This is a genomic window from Stenotrophomonas sp. X (assembly GCF_055721025.1).
Genome location: NZ_CM146756.1, coordinates 706,503 through 721,631 on the forward strand (window position 1 = coordinate 706,503; position 15,129 = coordinate 721,631).

Genomic DNA, 15,129 nt, shown 5'->3' on the forward strand with positions numbered 1-15,129 from the left:
ACGATTCTACCCTTGCCCCGTGAGTACCGCTGAAATGAGTGTGCCAACCCTGTACGTCGTCGCCACCCCGATCGGCAACCTGGCCGATCTGAGCCCGCGCGCGCAGGAGGTGTTGCGTTCGGTGGCGGCCATCTGTGCCGAGGACACCCGCCGCAGCGGCCAGCTGCTGTCCCATTTCGGCATCCAGCAACCGCTGGTGGCCCTGCACGAACACAATGAAGAGGCCTTGGCGCAGCGCCTGGTTTCGCGATTGCAGGCCGGCGAGTCGCTGGCGCTGGTCAGCGATGCCGGTACCCCGCTGGTCAGTGACCCCGGTTTCCGCCTGGTGCGTGCCGCGCGCGCGGCGGGCATCAAGGTCAGCCCGGTGCCCGGCGCCTGCGCCGCCATTGCCGCGCTGAGCGTGGCCGGCCTGCCCAGCGACCGTTTCAGCTTCGAGGGTTTCCTGCCGGCCAAGGTCAGCGGCCGCCGCGACCGCCTGCAGGCGCTGGCCGGCGAAGTGCGCACGATGGTGTTCTACGAATCCTCGCACCGCATTGCCGAGTCGCTGGCCGACATGGCGGGGATCTTCGGCGGCGAACGCCCGGCGGTGCTCGCCCGCGAGCTGACCAAGCTGTTCGAGACCGTCCTTGATGGTGACCTGGCTGGCCTGCTGGCCAGGGTCGAGGCCGACGAGAACCAGCGCAAGGGCGAGTTCGTAGTGATGGTGCAGGGGGCGGGTGACGATGAGGAAGCGCAGCTGGCACACGGCCGTCGCGTCTACGCGAAGCTGAGCGAGCACCTGCCGCCGTCAACTGCCGCCAAGCTGGCTGCTGAGTTGACCGGCGCACCGCGCAAGGCGCTGTACGGTAGTTGATGGATCGCTCCGGGGCATGCCCGGGAGCGCGCGGCCCGAAATGCGAAACGGTTCGGATCCGCCGGAGGGGCGCCAACCTCTGGCGTGTGAACGTGCTCACGTGCGCAGCTGAGGGACGAATCAGGGGCCAGGCAATGTCGTGATGAGCAGCAATGATCGACCCACTGATGATCGTACGAACCCAGCAGCCTTTGGCATGACGGGACGTCCTGCAGAGCGACATTGAGATCAGTCGAGCCCGCGCGGATACTCCCGATGCGGAAGGGTGTCCGTAGTGTGACCCCATTTCCGAGGCCTCTGACGCGTGAGGACCGGTGCTCGGGATGTCTTCAAATGCCTGTCCTGGGCGAAGACGCTACGGCACACGCCTCTTCATCCCCCACTTGGGAGCAATTGTTCGAGATGGCATTGACAGCCTACCTTCAGGCTCATTTCCTGCCAAAGGATGTGTTCGCCGCATTCTGCAATGTGTCAGAAGAAAGGCTAAGTCGCCTGATTGCAGTGGGCGCGGTGCCGCAGCCCACCTACACCTGCGAGGAAGGCACCATCCGGTCTGCAGTGTTCGGCTCCATTCCCATCAGCGAAGACCTTGTGGGGGAGTACTTCCGTACCGATTGCGCACGCTGGACACGCATCGCCGATCATGCACCACCGGGCAGTGAGCGGGCGGCTGTGGTCGACGTTCTGCTGCAGGAGCTCGAGGGCTACATGGCAGGCGTGCTTGGGGATGCCAACGCTGCGCACGACAAGGCGCAACTGCTGCTCCCGCACTTCTTCAACGGGACCTTCGGTCTGTGTATCGCAGATCCGTCCACCGGCGCCGGCATCGCAAGAAAGGAGCTGCTCCAGGAACAACTGGTCGCACTCGCCAGTGACACCCACACGCCTCTCGATGCGCGTGTCGACAGGCAGGCGCTGCTGGCATTGATCGACGATTATGCGCGTGCGTCGATGCCGTTTTCGCCGGCCGAGTATGACCGTAGCAGCAGAAAGCGACTGGTCGACGATCTTCGCCGGGAGCTGGGCGAAAAGTCCTGAAAAGGCGTGCAGACCTGCATGGCTCGTTCACAGACTGGGACGCTGGAACACGGCAGCGGCCGAATTCCGGGGGGCTAAGGGGCGAAGCTCTCAAATCTCCTTCAGGGAGGAAAGACAGATGTTTGAAAAGGGACTGTTCCTGCTGTTCGCACTGGCCGATGTGCCAGCTCCTGCAGCTGAAGCGCCGCCACCTGCAGCCATTACCGAAGCCGATCTGGGCCCGGACTATGTCGGCTACCTGCTGTTCGATCCGGGGTTGGTCGAGTTCAATCGGCTGCAGTCGGTTCGCGATTACGGCAACTACCTGACCTACCGCGCGGCACGTGACGCGTTGGAGAGCTACGAGGCATGTCTGCAGGTGGGGGCCGACAACCACGCACAGATCGAGGCGGCCTACCAGCAGTTGGTGAGCAGCCAGCAGCGGTACGTCAGCGCGGCGCAATGGCGCGACCTGCGGCAGGCCCTGCGTGCGAGGCGCGAGCCGGTGCCCGAGCGCGCGTCGTGGCAATGCGCCGCATTCGTGGACAACGCGCCCTATTTCGATGCGGGGTTGGACGATGCACTGCTGGGCGCCACCGAATTGGCGCGCGAGCAGGCGGGGGAAGGGGATTCGCGTAGCGACGCGCTGCGCCCGGTCCTCGGCGTTCAGATGGGGGGCGCGACCGTGATCGAATCCGAGCCTGACGAGGGTCCGGCCCATCGCGCTGGCCTGCGCAAGGGGGATGAGGTGCTGGCCGTGGCGGGTACCCGAGTGAAGACCGTCTTCGGTGTCGGCCAAGCGTTGAAAGCCTACGCGCCGGGCGATCGCGTGGACGTGCGCGTTCGCCGCATTGAATGGGACGGTTCGCAACCGCAGGTGCGGGAATTGATCGTAGGTGTGGTGCTGGAGTCGCGGGCGGTGGTGATGGCGAGGGCGAAGGGCCGCTAGAGCCACGCTACGCGTGGATGAACCGGCCGCCGCGATCGGCACGGCAGGAAGGGCGTGCGTACGCTAGAATACGCGTGGCGGAGCCGGCCAGACAGTCGCGTCATCCCTTCGGGGGTGCCGAGGAAAGTCCGGGCTCCATAGGGCAAGGTGCCAGGTAACGCCTGGGCGGCGCAAGCCGACGGAAAGTGCAACAGAAAGATACCGCCTACGTCTTCTTCGGAAGGCCGGTAAGGGTGAAATGGTGCGGTAAGAGCGCACCGCGAGTCTGGCAACAGACCGGCACGGCAAACCCCACCTGGAGCAAGACCAAATAGGGATCCTTTGGCGCGGCCCGCGTTGGATCCGGGTAGGTTGCTTGAGCGTTGCGGTGACGTAACGCCTAGAGGAATGACTGTCCACGACAGAACCCGGCTTATCGGCCGGCTCCGCCTCTTTTTCCGGTAAGCCGAGCACGGCTCGGCTCTACAGTACAGCCGAGCCATGCTCGGCTGCTTTCCGTCCAGACGCTCGGGATGTTGTTCAGCCCGGCGTGCGGTACTGCCCGGCGGAAATGAACTGCGAGAAGCGCTCGCACCACACCACCACCGTGGTGTAGTCGTCCACGTCCACGTTCGCGGGCACCTCGACCAGGAAGCGGTTGAAGGTCTTTACCTCGCCGATGCGCTGGGCCTGCGCCTTGATCTTCAGGAAGTCGGCCTTGTTGTCGACGAAATCGCGAACCAGATAGACCTTGTAATCCGGGCCCGGTCCCATCTTCCCGTCGAAGGCGACCTGGGTGGCGCTGACGCTGACCTTGCCTTCGGCCCAGTGCACCGCATCGCTGCCTTTGAGGTCGCGGCGGAAGGTGGTGCGGTAGGTGGCGTCTTTCATCGCGGCCTGTACCTGAGCGACCGGCGGGTCATCGGGGGCGATCAGGATTGGCAGCAGATAGACGCCCAGGCCGAAGCCCAGGCCGAGGGTGAGCAGATGGGTGGCGAGCAGGATGAGGATGCGGCGCATGGGGCCTCCTTGTGGTTGCGGTCGATCGCGCGGCGTGATGCCGGGCGCGACCACCCTGGGAGGTCAGGGCCTACATTTATAGACACAGTGCCGAATGCGAAAAGGACACAGTGGGCAGGCTGCAATGCCGGGACCCCTGCGGCACGGGCGGATCGCGGTCGCCGCTGGAAGCTGAATGACGTTTCAGGCCTGTTGCGATGACGCCTGCCGCCGCGTCGATGGCGACAACGGCGTGCAGGTCGTGCCGGCAGGAGAACCCGGCCAGCGGCCGGCACGACCGGGTCAGAATATGACGTGGTTCTGTCCGCTGGAGACACCCTGAGGGCCGAAGCGGCGTTCGTGGATCTCGCCGTGGCCGTCGGCGTCGATCAGCAGCACGGTGCTGGCGCGGGTGCCGTAGTCGTCGCCGCGGATGAAGGCCGGGCTCAACCAGCGCTCGCGTTCCAGGCCGATGCCGGTGTCGGGCAGGTGGCTGTCGGCGGGGCGGTGTTCATCGGCCAAGGCATTCCAGAGCGGGGTCAGGTCCGGGGTCAGATCCCTTTCGCGTTGCGAAAGGGATCTGACCCCGTCTGCTTCCAGCCATGCCGACAGCGCGGCCATCAGCCGTCGGGTCTTCGGCCAGGGCGCGTCCAGCGCGCCGTTGGACATGCCGTGTACGCCCGGGCCAAGCGTCTGCCGTTCGGCGGGATGGTTGCCCAGGTACTCCAGGCTGTCGCCATCGGCCAGCAACAGATTGAATGGGGCGTAGGCACCGGCCACGGTTGCCAAGCGATCAATATGCACGGCGGCCGGGTCGCGGCCGCGCAGGAAGTCGGCCACCAGCGCGCCCCGCGACGGTCCGGTCTGGGCCACCAGCGGGTCGCGGACGTTGGTGACCACCGCCATCCGGCCCGAGGCGCCGACTCCGGCCCAGCCACCGCCGGAGCGCAGGTCGCGTCCCCCGATGACGGAAGTCTCATCCTGCCAGGGGGCCAGCGCCGCGGTGGGGCGGGCGTGGAACTCATCACGGTTGCCGGTCATCACCAGCCGCCAGCGCGGGTGGTGCATCCAGCCAAGAGCAAGCAGGCACATGGCCTCATTGTGCACCGTTTGCGCAGTCCGGCGCCGTTTCCGGCCCGGCTCTGATGAATGCGCGGCCGATGTTTCACGCCCCGTCCACGCCCCTGAACTTCCGTTCAATCTCAAAAATTGAGACGGATCAGCAACTTGTGGATAAGCCTTGAACAATTCTCTAAAGGTTGTTGCAAGCCATTGATGCGGCTGGCGATTTCCCTGCTGAAAAGTTGTTGACAACCCTCGGCCCGCTGCTAAGGTGGGCATCAGAGGGAAATCCGGGTGTTTTGTGGGTTTTCGTGGTTCAATGTTTCACCGGGCGAAGGACAAGGTGCAGGCGTCGTGTTCCAGGGCGAGACGGCCATCACAGTTGACGACAAGGGGCGCATGGCGGTTCCCACCGCTTACCGCGACCTCGTCGCGCGCGCCAGCAACAACCGTCTCGTGCTGACCTACAACCCGTTCGAAGCCGGCTGCCTGTGGCTGTACGCAGAGTCGGAATGGGAACGGGTCCGCGACGATGTGATGTCCAAGCCCAACACCCAGCGCGTCGTGCGCCTGTTGCAGCAGAAGCTGGTCGGCTCGGCCGCCCATCTGGAGCTGGACGGCAACGGTCGCATCAGCATCCCCGCCAGCCACCGCGGTGCGGTGGGCATTGAGAAGAAGGCGGTATTGCTCGGCATGGGCGACAAGTTCGAATTGTGGAGCGAGCAGGCACATCGGGCCCTGATCCAGCAGACGTTGTCTGACGAGGATCTGGGTGATGGGTTGCTCGACCTGAAGTTGTGAGCCGGGGTGCCCGGATGCGCCCAGAAGCGCAGGCCGGTCACCTTCCGGTGTCGCAGTCGCCGGCGGTGCACCTGCCGGTCCTGTACACCCAGGTCCTTGAAGGCCTGAGGGTGATCGAAAACGGACGTTATCTGGATGGCACGTTCGGTCGTGGCGGTCATGCACGTGGCGTGCTCACCCAGCTCGGTCCCGAGGGGCGCCTGCTGGTCATGGACAAGGATCCGGAAGCCATCGCCGTTGCCGAGCGTGATTTCGCGCCGGACCCGCGCGTGTCCATCTTCCGTGGCAGCTTCGCCCAGCTGCTGCAGTGGGATGCGACGGCCGAAGGCCTGGACGGCGTGCTGTTCGACCTGGGCGTGTCGTCGCCGCAGCTGGACGTGGCCGAACGTGGCTTCAGCTTCGGCAAGGACGGCCCGCTGGACATGCGCATGGACCCGGACAGCGGTGAAAGCGCTGCGCAGTGGATCAACCGCGTGGAAGAGCGCGAGATCGCCGATGTGCTGTGGACCTACGGCGAAGAGCGCCAGAGCCGGCGCATCGCCCGCGCCATCGTGGCCCGCCGCGAGAAGCAGCCGTTCTCCCGCACCGCCGAACTGGCCGAGCTGATCGCCTCGGTGATGCCGCGTGGAAAGGACAAGATCCATCCCGCCACGCGCAGCTTCCAGGCCATCCGCATCCACATCAACCGCGAGCTGGCCGATCTGGAAGCAGGGCTCGATGCGGCGGTGGAACGGCTCAAGCCCGGTGGCCGTCTGGCGGTGATCAGCTTCCACTCGCTGGAAGACCGCATCGTCAAGCAGTACATGAATCGCCTGGCCAAGGCGCCGCCGGCCAACCGCCGCCTGCCCGAGGCCGTTGCGTTCGTGCCGACGCTGGACCTGATCGGTGGGGCCATCAAGGCCACCGACGAAGAGCTGGCCGCCAACCCGCGCGCCCGCAGCGCCGTGCTGCGCGTGGCCCAGAAGCGGGAGGCCGACGCATGAGCCGACTGCTGCTGATCATCCTGTTGGCCTGCACCGTGGCCTCGGCGATCGGCGTCGTGTTCGTGCGTCACCGTCACCGGCAGACGTTCATCGAGCTGTCGCGCGCCGAGCGCAAGCGCGATGACATCAACCTGGAATTCGGCCGCCTGCAGCTGGAGCAGGCCACGTTGGCCGAAGCCAACCGTGTCGATCGCATCGCCCGCGAAAAGCTCGGCATGAAGTTCCCCGAGGCCGCCGACATCGTGGTGGTGCGCCCATGAGCAAGGCCGGTCGCAACCGTCCACGCAATGCCTTCAACCTGCGCCAGCGCCTGCGCTGGGTGGCGTTGGCGCTTGGCCTGTGCTCGGTGTCGCTGGTCGGTCGCGCGGCCTACGTGCAGATCATCAACAGCGACTTCTACCAGCGCCAGGGTGAGGCCCGCTACCTGCGCGAGCTGCCGATCAAGACCTCGCGCGGCATGATCACCGACCGCAACGGCGAGCCGCTAGCGGTGTCCACGCCGGTTGCCTCGATCTGGGTCAACCCGCAGGACCTGCTGCGTTCGCCCGAGCGCATCCCCGAGCTGGCCCAGGCGGTCGGCATGTCGGTGGATGAGCTGAGCAGCCGCCTGTCGCAGAAGTCGGACAAGGAATTCATGTACCTGCGTCGCCGGATCAATCCGGACGAGGCAGAGAAGGTGGTCGCGCTGAAGATTCCGGGCGTGGCGGCTCAGCGCGAGTTCCGCCGCTTCTACCCGCAGGGTGAGGCGATGGCGCACGTGCTGGGCTTCACCAACATCGATGATCGCGGCCAGGAAGGCCTGGAACTGGCCTTCGACGAATGGCTGCGCGGCAAGCCCGGTGCGAAGCGGGTGATCCGCAACCGCAAGGGGGAGACCGTCGAAAGCGATCTGCTGCGTGCCGCTGAGCCGGGCAAGGACCTGACCCTCAGCATCGACCGCCGCATCCAGTACCTGGCCTTCAAGGAACTGCGCAACGCGCTGGTGGCCAACAAGGCGGCCGGCGGTTCAATGGTGATCATGGACGTGACCACCGGCGAGATCCTGGCCATGGTCAACCTGCCGACCTACAACCCGAATTCGTTGACCGGCGCGATCCCTGATACGCGCCGCAACCGCGCGGTGACCGACCTGGTCGAGCCGGGTTCGACGATGAAGCCGCTGACCATCGCCACCGCGCTGCAGGCCGGTGTGGTGACCAAGGACACCATCATCGACACCAACCCGGGCTACATGACGCTGGGTCGCTTCACCATCCGCGACGTGCCACGCAACAACGGCGTGCTGAACGTGACCGGCGTGATCACCCGCAGTTCGAACGTGGGTGCAGCCAAGGTTGCGGCGAAGATGCCGGACCAGACCTTCTATGACGGCGTGCGCCGCTTCGGCTATGGTTCGGCGCCGCACAGCGGTTTCCCGGGTGAATCGGCCGGTGTGGTAATGCGTCCGGCGCGCTGGTCGGGGACCACCAAGACCACCATGTCCTACGGCTACGGCCTGTCGGTCACGCCGCTGCAGATTGCCACCGCGTACTCGGCGCTGGCCAACGGCGGGCGCCTGATCGCGCCGACCTTCGTCAAGGGCCAGCGCAACGAAGGCCAGCAGATCATCGACGAGAACGTCGCCAGGCAGGTGGTGGCGATGATGGAGACGGTGGTCACCCAGGGCGGCGCCAAGCAGGCGGCGGTGCTGGGCTACCGCGTGGCCGGCAAGACCGGCACCGCGCGCAAGGCCGGTCCGGGTGGTTACGAGCGCGGCCATTACAACGCGCTGTTCGCCGGCGTGGTGCCGGCCACCAACCCGCGCTTCGCCACCGTCATCGTCATCAACGATCCGCAGGCCGGCAAGTTCTACGGTGGCCTGGTGTCGGCGCCGGTCTATCACAACGTGATGGAAGGCACCCTGCGCTTGATGGACGTGCCGCTGGACGACCTGCAGTCGTGGCTGGCCGCACAGCAGTCGGGCAAGGTCGGCCATTCGGCCTCGATCCTGCCCGCACCGCCGGCCGAGACCGCGCTGCCGGTCGATGCCGCCGCTGAATTCGATGCCGCGCTGCCGAGCGCGCAAGCCCAGACGCCGCCCGCTACGGGAGGCACGCAATGAGTCCTTCGATGTTGCTTTCGCAGTTGCTTCCGGACGTGGCCCTGGCGGGCCATGATCCCGTTCTGACCGGCCTGGTGCTGGACAGCCGCGCCGTGCGCCCCGGCAATGCCTTCGTCGCCATCGCTGGTTTCGGCGCGCATGGCCTGGGCTTTGTCGAGCAGGCCCGTGCGGCCGGTGCCAGCGCCATCCTGTTCGAGCCACCGGCACCGGCCGAGCTCCCGGCGCCGGCCGATGCGATCGCCGTGCCGGGCCTGCGGGCGCGCATGGGGGCGATGGCCGACCAGTTCCACGGCGCGCCGTCGCGGGCGATGGCGATGGTCGGCGTGACCGGTACCAACGGCAAGACCTCCACCGTGCAGCTGCTGGCCCAGGCCTGGCACCTGCTCGGAACGCCCAGTGGCAGTATCGGCACGTTGGGCGCCGGACTTTATGGTGCAGTCGAGCCGACCGGATTCACCACGCCGCTGGTACTGCAGATGCATGCGCTGCTGGCACAGCTGCGCGACGCCGGCGCGCGCGCGGTGGCGATGGAAGTCAGCTCGCACGCGCTGGACCAGGGCCGCGTGGATGCCGTGCACTACGACGTGGCGGTGTTCACCAACCTCACCCGCGATCATCTGGACTACCACGGTGACATGGCCAGCTACGGCGCGGCCAAGGCGCGGCTGTTCCATCGCCCGGGCCTGAAGGCGGCGGTGGTCAACCTGGACGACGCCTTCGGTCGCCAGCTGTTCGCTGGCCTGCCTGCCGGCGTGCAACCGATCGGCCTGAGCTCGCGCGGTGCCGCTGACGCCAGCGTGCGCGCCGAAGCGCTGCAGCTGGATGGGCGCGGTATTGCCTTCGAGCTGGTCATCGACGGCCAGCATGCCGCGGTGCAGTCGCCGCTGCTGGGCCGCTTCAACGTGGACAACCTGCTGGCCGTGGCCGGCACCCTGCACGCGCAGGGCCAGCCGCTGCCGCGCATCGCCGAGGTGCTGTCGGCGCTGCAGCCGATCCGTGGCCGCATGAACCGCCTCGGCGGCGAAGACGGCCTGCCGACCGTGGTGGTCGACTACGCACATACCCCGGACGCGCTGGAGCAGGCGCTGGACAGCCTGCACGGCCATCTGCAGGGCACGCTGTTCTGCGTGTTCGGCTGCGGTGGCGAGCGCGATACCGGCAAGCGTCCGCAGATGGCGGCGATTGCCGAGCGCCTGGCCAACCAGGTCATCGTCACCGACGACAACCCGCGTGGCGAGGATGGCGACGTGATCGTGGCCGACATCCTGGCCGGCTTCCAGCACGCCGATGCCGTGACCGTGCAGCGCAACCGCGCGCGTGCGATCGGCCTGGCGGTGAAGCGAGCCGGTGCCGGCGACATCATCCTGATTGCCGGCAAGGGCCATGAGCCGTACCAGGAAGTGAATGGCGTGCGCCATGACTTCGACGACACCGAAGTGGCTGCGGCTGCACTGGCGGCCAAGGCCGGTGTTCTGCAGGCACAGGCCGGGGAGGGCGCCGCATGAAGCGCACCCTGCTTTCGCTGATCGCACACTGGGCCGGTGGCGAGATCCACGGCGACGACGTGGCCATCGATGCAGTCAGCAATGACACCCGCAACCTGGGCCCGGGCAGCCTGTATGTGGCGCTGCGCGGTGAGCGTTTCGACGGCCATGACTTCGCTGCCGACGCGCAGGCGCGCGGTGCCAGTGCGCTGCTGGTCGAGCGGCTGCTGCCGATCGAGCTGCCGCAGGTACTGGTGGCCGACAGCGAGCTGGCACTGGCGAAGATCGCCACCGGCATGCAGCGTGACCGTGGCACCGAGGTGTTCGCGATCACCGGCAGCAATGGCAAGACCAGCGTGAAGAGCCTGCTGCTGTCGATCCTGCAGCAGGTGGCCCAGCACGCGCACAAGGTGGTCTACGCCAACCCGGGTAACCGCAACAACGAGATCGGCCTGCCGCTGGCGGTGATCGACGCGCCGGAAGATGCCGACTACGCCGTCTACGAGATGGGCGCTGGCAAGCCTGGCGATATCGCCTACCTGACCGACATCGCCCGCCCGCGCTATGCGCTGGTCAACAACATTGCCCCCGCCCACCTGGAGCGGATGGGCAGCCTGCTCGGCGTGGCGGTGACCAAGGGCGCGATCTATGCCGCGCTGCCGGCCGATGGCGTGGCGGTGATCAACGCCGACGATGCCTACGGCCGCTGGTTCGAACAGCACTTCGTCGGCACTCCGGCGCGTTGCCGCGTGCTGCGCTATGGCCTGGAACACTCGGCGGACGTGACCGCGCGCGACATCCGCGCCGGTGCGCAGGGCAGCCAGTTCACCCTGGTCGCACCGACCGGCGAAGCCCGCGTGGTGCTGGGCCTGCCGGGTCGCCACAACGTCAGCAATGCGCTGGCCGCCGCCAGCCTGGCGCTGGCCGCCGGTGTCGATCTGGCGCTGATTGCGGCCGGGCTGGCCGAGGCCCAGCCGGTACCGGGACGCCAGATCGCCCATCAGCTGCGCAACGGCGCGGTGCTGGTGGACGACAGCTACAACGCCAATCCCGGCTCGCTCGCTGCGGCCATCGATGCCCTGGCCGCTGCCCCGGAAGAGGGCTGGCTGGTGCTGGGTGACATGCGCGAGCTGGGCCCGGACGCCGAGGCGCTGCATGCGCAGGCCGGCATCCGCGCACGCGCCGCCGGCCTCAAGCGCCTGTACGCGCTGGGCCCGCTCAGTGCCGCCGCCGCCACCGCCTTCGGCGACGGCGGCCGTCATTTCGCCACCCATGACGCGCTGTCGCAGGCGCTGAAGGACGAGCTGCACGCCGGCGTGCGCTGCCTGGTCAAGGGTTCCCGTGGCAGCGCCATGGACACGATTGTCAAAGCGCTGCTGGCGCAAGGAGAGGAATCCCCGCATGTTGTATGAACTGGCTCGATGGTTGCAGCAGTTGGAGAGCCTGTTCGGGCTGTTCAACTACCAGACGTTCCGCGCCATCCTTGCCGCGCTGACGGCCCTGTTCCTGTCGCTGTGGTTCGGCCCGGCGATGATCCGCAAGCTCGCCCAGTTCAAGGGCGGCCAGCCGATCCGCCAGGACGGTCCGCAGACCCATTTCTCCAAGGCCGGCACGCCGACCATGGGCGGTTCGCTGATCCTGCTCACCATCACCCTGTCGGTGCTGATGTGGGCGGACCTGCGCAACCGCTACGTGTGGCTGGTGCTGGCGGTGATGCTGTGCTTCGGCGCCATCGGCTGGTATGACGACTGGATCAAGATCGTCCGCCGTGACCCGAACGGCCTGAAGTCGCGCTGGAAGTATCTGCTGCAGTCGATCTTCGGCCTGGCCGCGGGCCTGTTCCTGTTCTACACGGCCGACGTGCCGGCAGCGCTGACCTTCTACATCCCGATGTTCAAGTCGGTCGCGCTGCCGCTGGCCGGCATCGGTTTCGTGGCCATCGCCTACTTCTGGATCGTCGGCTTCTCCAACGCGGTGAACCTGACCGACGGCCTGGACGGCCTGGCAATCATGCCGACCGTGCTGGTGGCCTGCGCGCTGGGCGTGTTCGCCTATGCCTCGGGCAACGTGGTGTTCGCCAACTACCTGCAGATCCCGCAGATCCCGGGCGCAGGCGAGCTGGTCATCATCTGCGCGGCCATCGCCGGTGCCGGCCTGGGCTTCCTGTGGTTCAACACCTATCCGGCCATGGTCTTCATGGGCGACATCGGCGCGCTGGCGCTGGGTGCGGTGCTGGGCACGATCGCGGTGATCACCCGCCAGGAACTGGTGCTGGTGATCATGGGCGGCGTGTTCGTCATCGAAACGCTGTCGGTGATGATCCAGGTCGCCTCGTTCAAGCTGACCGGCAAGCGCGTGTTCCGCATGGCGCCGATCCACCACCATTTCGAACTGAAGGGCTGGCCGGAGCCGCGCGTGATCGTGCGCTTCTGGATCATCTCCGTCGTGCTCGTGCTGATCGGCCTGGCCACGTTGAAGGTGCGCTGAGATGAACGACCTGTCCCGCCAGGCAACACGCCTTGAAGCCATCGAAGGCAGCTACGACAAGTGGCTGCTGGGCGCGATCATCGCGCTCACCGGCGTGGGCGTGGTGATGGTGGCGTCCAGCTCGATCGCCTTGATGAGCAGCCCGTTCTACTACCTCAACCGCCACCTGATCTTCCTGGCGGTGGGTATCGTGCTGGCGGTCATCGCCGCCCGCACCGAGCTGAAATCCATCGAGCAGTACAACCAGATGCTACTGCTGGGCTGCTTCGTGCTGCTGCTGGCGGTGTTTGCGCCGGGCCTGGGCAGCACGGTCAACGGCGCACGCCGCTGGATCAACCTGGGCATCTCCAAGTTCCAGACGGTCGAGGCGGTGAAGGTGCTGTACATCGTCTGGCTGTCCAGCTACCTGGTGCGCTTCCGCGACGAGGTCAATGCGACCTGGCCGGCGATGCTCAAGCCGCTGGGCGTGGCCGGTGCGCTGGTGGTGCTGCTGCTGTTGCAGCCGGACTTCGGTTCTTCGACCCTGCTGCTGGCGATCACCGCCGGCATGCTGGTGCTGGGCGGGGTGAACATGCCGCGCATGTCGATGCCGGTGGTCATCGGCCTGGTCGGCATGAGCGCGCTGGCGATCATCGAGCCGTACCGCATGCGCCGCATCACCTCGTTCCTGGACCCGTGGGCCGACCAGCAGGGCGACGGCTACCAGCTGTCCAACGCGCTGATGGCGGTGGGCCGTGGCGAGTGGACCGGCGTCGGCCTGGGCAATTCGGTGCAGAAGCTGTACTACCTGCCGGAAGCGCATACCGACTTCATCTTCTCGGTCACCGCCGAGGAATTCGGTTTCCTCGGTACCTGCGTGATCGTGGCGCTGTACGCGCTGCTGGTCGGCCGTACCTTCTGGCTGGGCATGCGCTGCGTGGAAATGAAGCGCCACTTCTCCGGCTACATCGCCTTCGGCATCGGCCTGTGGATCAGCATGCAGACCTTCGTTTCGATCGGCGTGAACCTGGGCATCCTGCCGACCAAGGGCCTGACTCTGCCGCTGATCTCCTCCGGCGGCTCGTCGGTGCTGATGACCTGCGTGGCGATGGGCCTGCTGCTGCGCGTGTCCTATGAGCTCAAGCGCGCCGAGCGCCGCCAGGCGGTGCGCATCGGCGGCGCCGAAGACGCCGCTGCCGAGCCGATGGACGGGCCCGCCGCGCCGGTGGCCGCCAGCGTGCCGATGAGCGCCGAGCCGACGGCTGCCGCTGCGGCGAACGCCGCGCGCGGCACCAGCCGCCTGCAGTCGCGCATCGAACCGACCTTCGGGAGGCTGTCATGAGTGCAGCCAACGAGAAGGCGCGCCCGGTGATGATCCTGGCCGGTGGTACCGGCGGTCACATCTTTCCCGGCCTGGCTGTGGCCCGCGTGCTGCGCGAGCGCGGCGTGCCGGTGACTTGGATGGGCGCCGACGGCGCGATGGAAACCCGCCTGGTGCCGCAGCACGACATCGCCATCGACACGCTGGCGATCACCGGCCTGCGCGGCAAGGGCAAGCTGGCGCTGCTGGCGGCGCCATGGCGGCTGATGCGTGCGCTGCGCGCGGCCGGCATGATCATCCGCAAACGCCAGCCGCGTGCGGTGGTGGCCTTCGGTGGCTTCGCCTCCGGCCCGGGTGGCATGGCCACGCGCCTGCATGGCCTGCCGCTGATCGTGCATGAGCAGAACCGTGCGCCCGGCCTGACCAACCGCATCCTGTCGCGTTATGCGCGCCGGCTGCTGACCGGTTTCCCGGGCACCTTCGCCCAGCGCGAGGAATTCGTCGGCAACCCGGTGCGTGCGGAGATCGCCGCCATCGCTCCGCCGGAACAGCGCTTCGCCGACCGCAACGGCCCGCTGCGCGTGCTGGTGGTGGGTGGCAGCCAGGGTGCGCGCGCACTCAATGCCGGCGTGCCGCAGGCGATTGCCGCGCTGGGTGCCGGCGTGCCGGTGCAGGTGCGCCACCAGAGTGGCGAGAAGATGCATGCCGAGGCGGTCGAGGCGTATGCCAAGGCCGGCGTGCAGGCGGAAATCACCCCGTTCATCGCCGACATGGCCGAGGCCTTCGCCTGGGCCGATCTGGTCGTGTGCCGCTCCGGTGCGTCGACCCTGGCCGAGCTGTGCGCGGCCGGCGTCGGCAGCGTGCTGGTGCCATTCCCCGCTGCCGTCGACGATCACCAGACCCGCAATGCGGAGTACCTGGTCGAGCGCGGCGCGGCGGTGTTGCTGAAGCAGGACGGAACGCTGGCCGACGGCATTGCCGCACTGCTGCGCGATCTGTCCGAAAATCCCGCCCGCCGCATGCAGATGGCGCAAGCCGCGCGTGCCCTGGCCAAGGTCGATGCCGCCGAGCGCATCGTCGATATCATTCTCGAGGAAGCTGTATGAAGAAGGCA

14 protein-coding genes and 1 other RNA gene are annotated in these 15,129 nt (G+C 67.1%); 13 read left to right on the top strand and 2 right to left on the bottom strand.

All coding sequences use genetic code 11. From position 1 onward, the window contains the following. Positions 1 to 34 precede the first annotated feature (34 nt). From rsmI to rnpB, 4 genes are all read left to right on the top strand, one after another. Positions 35 to 853, top strand: coding sequence for a 16S rRNA (cytidine(1402)-2'-O)-methyltransferase (gene rsmI, locus ACZ75I_RS03115; protein WP_472958696.1), 819 nt, complete (start codon positions 35 to 37; stop codon positions 851 to 853). 333 nt (positions 854 to 1,186) lie between these two features. Then, positions 1,187 to 1,891, top strand: a complete 705-nt coding sequence (locus ACZ75I_RS03120; protein WP_472958697.1) for a DUF6058 family natural product biosynthesis protein — start codon at positions 1,187 to 1,189, stop codon at positions 1,889 to 1,891. A 118-nt stretch (positions 1,892 to 2,009) separates the two neighbouring features. Beyond that, complete coding sequence (locus tag ACZ75I_RS03125) at positions 2,010 to 2,819, top strand: PDZ domain-containing protein (RefSeq protein ID WP_346476222.1); 810 nt, start codon at positions 2,010 to 2,012, stop codon at positions 2,817 to 2,819. 79 nt (positions 2,820 to 2,898) lie between these two features. Next, positions 2,899 to 3,250, top strand: an RNA gene (gene rnpB / locus ACZ75I_RS03130) — RNase P RNA component class A. An 88-nt stretch (positions 3,251 to 3,338) separates the two neighbouring features. Here the strand turns inward: rnpB and ACZ75I_RS03135 are convergent. Together ACZ75I_RS03135 and ACZ75I_RS03140 are read right to left on the bottom strand one after the other, a co-directional pair. Then, the gene (locus ACZ75I_RS03135) at positions 3,339 to 3,818 is read right to left on the bottom strand and encodes a DM13 domain-containing protein (protein ID WP_005415283.1); all 480 of its coding nucleotides are present in this window, start codon (positions 3,816 to 3,818) and stop codon (positions 3,339 to 3,341) included. Between the two features lie 282 nt (positions 3,819 to 4,100). Beyond that, a complete protein-coding gene (locus ACZ75I_RS03140) occupies positions 4,101 to 4,889 on the bottom strand; it encodes an NRDE family protein (RefSeq protein WP_061478397.1) in 789 nt (262 codons plus the stop codon). Positions 4,890 to 5,258: 369 nt separating this feature from the next. Between ACZ75I_RS03140 and ACZ75I_RS03145 the strand changes: the two genes are divergently transcribed. The 9 genes from ACZ75I_RS03145 to murG are packed head-to-tail and all read left to right on the top strand — an operon-like array spanning position 5,259 to position 15,121. Beyond that, positions 5,259 to 5,660: a division/cell wall cluster transcriptional repressor MraZ gene (locus tag ACZ75I_RS03145; RefSeq protein ID WP_008266948.1), complete on the top strand. Its 402-nt coding sequence runs from the start codon at positions 5,259 to 5,261 to the stop codon at positions 5,658 to 5,660. A gap of 14 nt (positions 5,661 to 5,674) precedes the next feature. Further along, the gene (rsmH, locus tag ACZ75I_RS03150) at positions 5,675 to 6,643 is read left to right on the top strand and encodes a 16S rRNA (cytosine(1402)-N(4))-methyltransferase RsmH (protein WP_049468237.1); all 969 of its coding nucleotides are present in this window, start codon (positions 5,675 to 5,677) and stop codon (positions 6,641 to 6,643) included. Further along, positions 6,640 to 6,903: a cell division protein FtsL gene (gene ftsL / locus ACZ75I_RS03155; RefSeq protein ID WP_005415286.1), complete on the top strand. Its 264-nt coding sequence runs from the start codon at positions 6,640 to 6,642 to the stop codon at positions 6,901 to 6,903. Before rsmH ends, ftsL begins: the two co-directional genes overlap by 4 nt. Next, complete coding sequence (locus ACZ75I_RS03160; RefSeq protein ID WP_069139504.1) at positions 6,900 to 8,744, top strand: peptidoglycan D,D-transpeptidase FtsI family protein; 1,845 nt, start codon at positions 6,900 to 6,902, stop codon at positions 8,742 to 8,744. Before ftsL ends, ACZ75I_RS03160 begins: the two co-directional genes overlap by 4 nt. Beyond that, a complete protein-coding gene (locus ACZ75I_RS03165) occupies positions 8,741 to 10,249 on the top strand; it encodes a UDP-N-acetylmuramoyl-L-alanyl-D-glutamate--2,6-diaminopimelate ligase (RefSeq protein ID WP_154350229.1) in 1,509 nt (502 codons plus the stop codon). Before ACZ75I_RS03160 ends, ACZ75I_RS03165 begins: the two co-directional genes overlap by 4 nt. After that, positions 10,246 to 11,640, top strand: a complete 1,395-nt coding sequence (locus tag ACZ75I_RS03170; protein ID WP_346476219.1) for a UDP-N-acetylmuramoyl-tripeptide--D-alanyl-D-alanine ligase — start codon at positions 10,246 to 10,248, stop codon at positions 11,638 to 11,640. Before ACZ75I_RS03165 ends, ACZ75I_RS03170 begins: the two co-directional genes overlap by 4 nt. Further along, on the top strand, positions 11,630 to 12,715 hold the full coding sequence (gene mraY, locus ACZ75I_RS03175; protein WP_061478394.1) for a phospho-N-acetylmuramoyl-pentapeptide-transferase: 1,086 nt from the start codon (positions 11,630 to 11,632) through the stop codon (positions 12,713 to 12,715). The genes ACZ75I_RS03170 and mraY overlap by 11 nt, the downstream gene beginning before the upstream one ends. A gap of 1 nt (position 12,716) precedes the next feature. Then, on the top strand, positions 12,717 to 14,036 hold the full coding sequence (ftsW, locus tag ACZ75I_RS03180; protein ID WP_346476218.1) for a putative lipid II flippase FtsW: 1,320 nt from the start codon (positions 12,717 to 12,719) through the stop codon (positions 14,034 to 14,036). Further along, positions 14,033 to 15,121 (top strand): undecaprenyldiphospho-muramoylpentapeptide beta-N-acetylglucosaminyltransferase, encoded by a 1,089-nt coding sequence (murG, locus tag ACZ75I_RS03185; RefSeq protein ID WP_346476217.1) that lies wholly within the window; start codon positions 14,033 to 14,035, stop codon positions 15,119 to 15,121. Before ftsW ends, murG begins: the two co-directional genes overlap by 4 nt. The last annotated feature ends 8 nt before the right edge of the window (positions 15,122 to 15,129 follow it).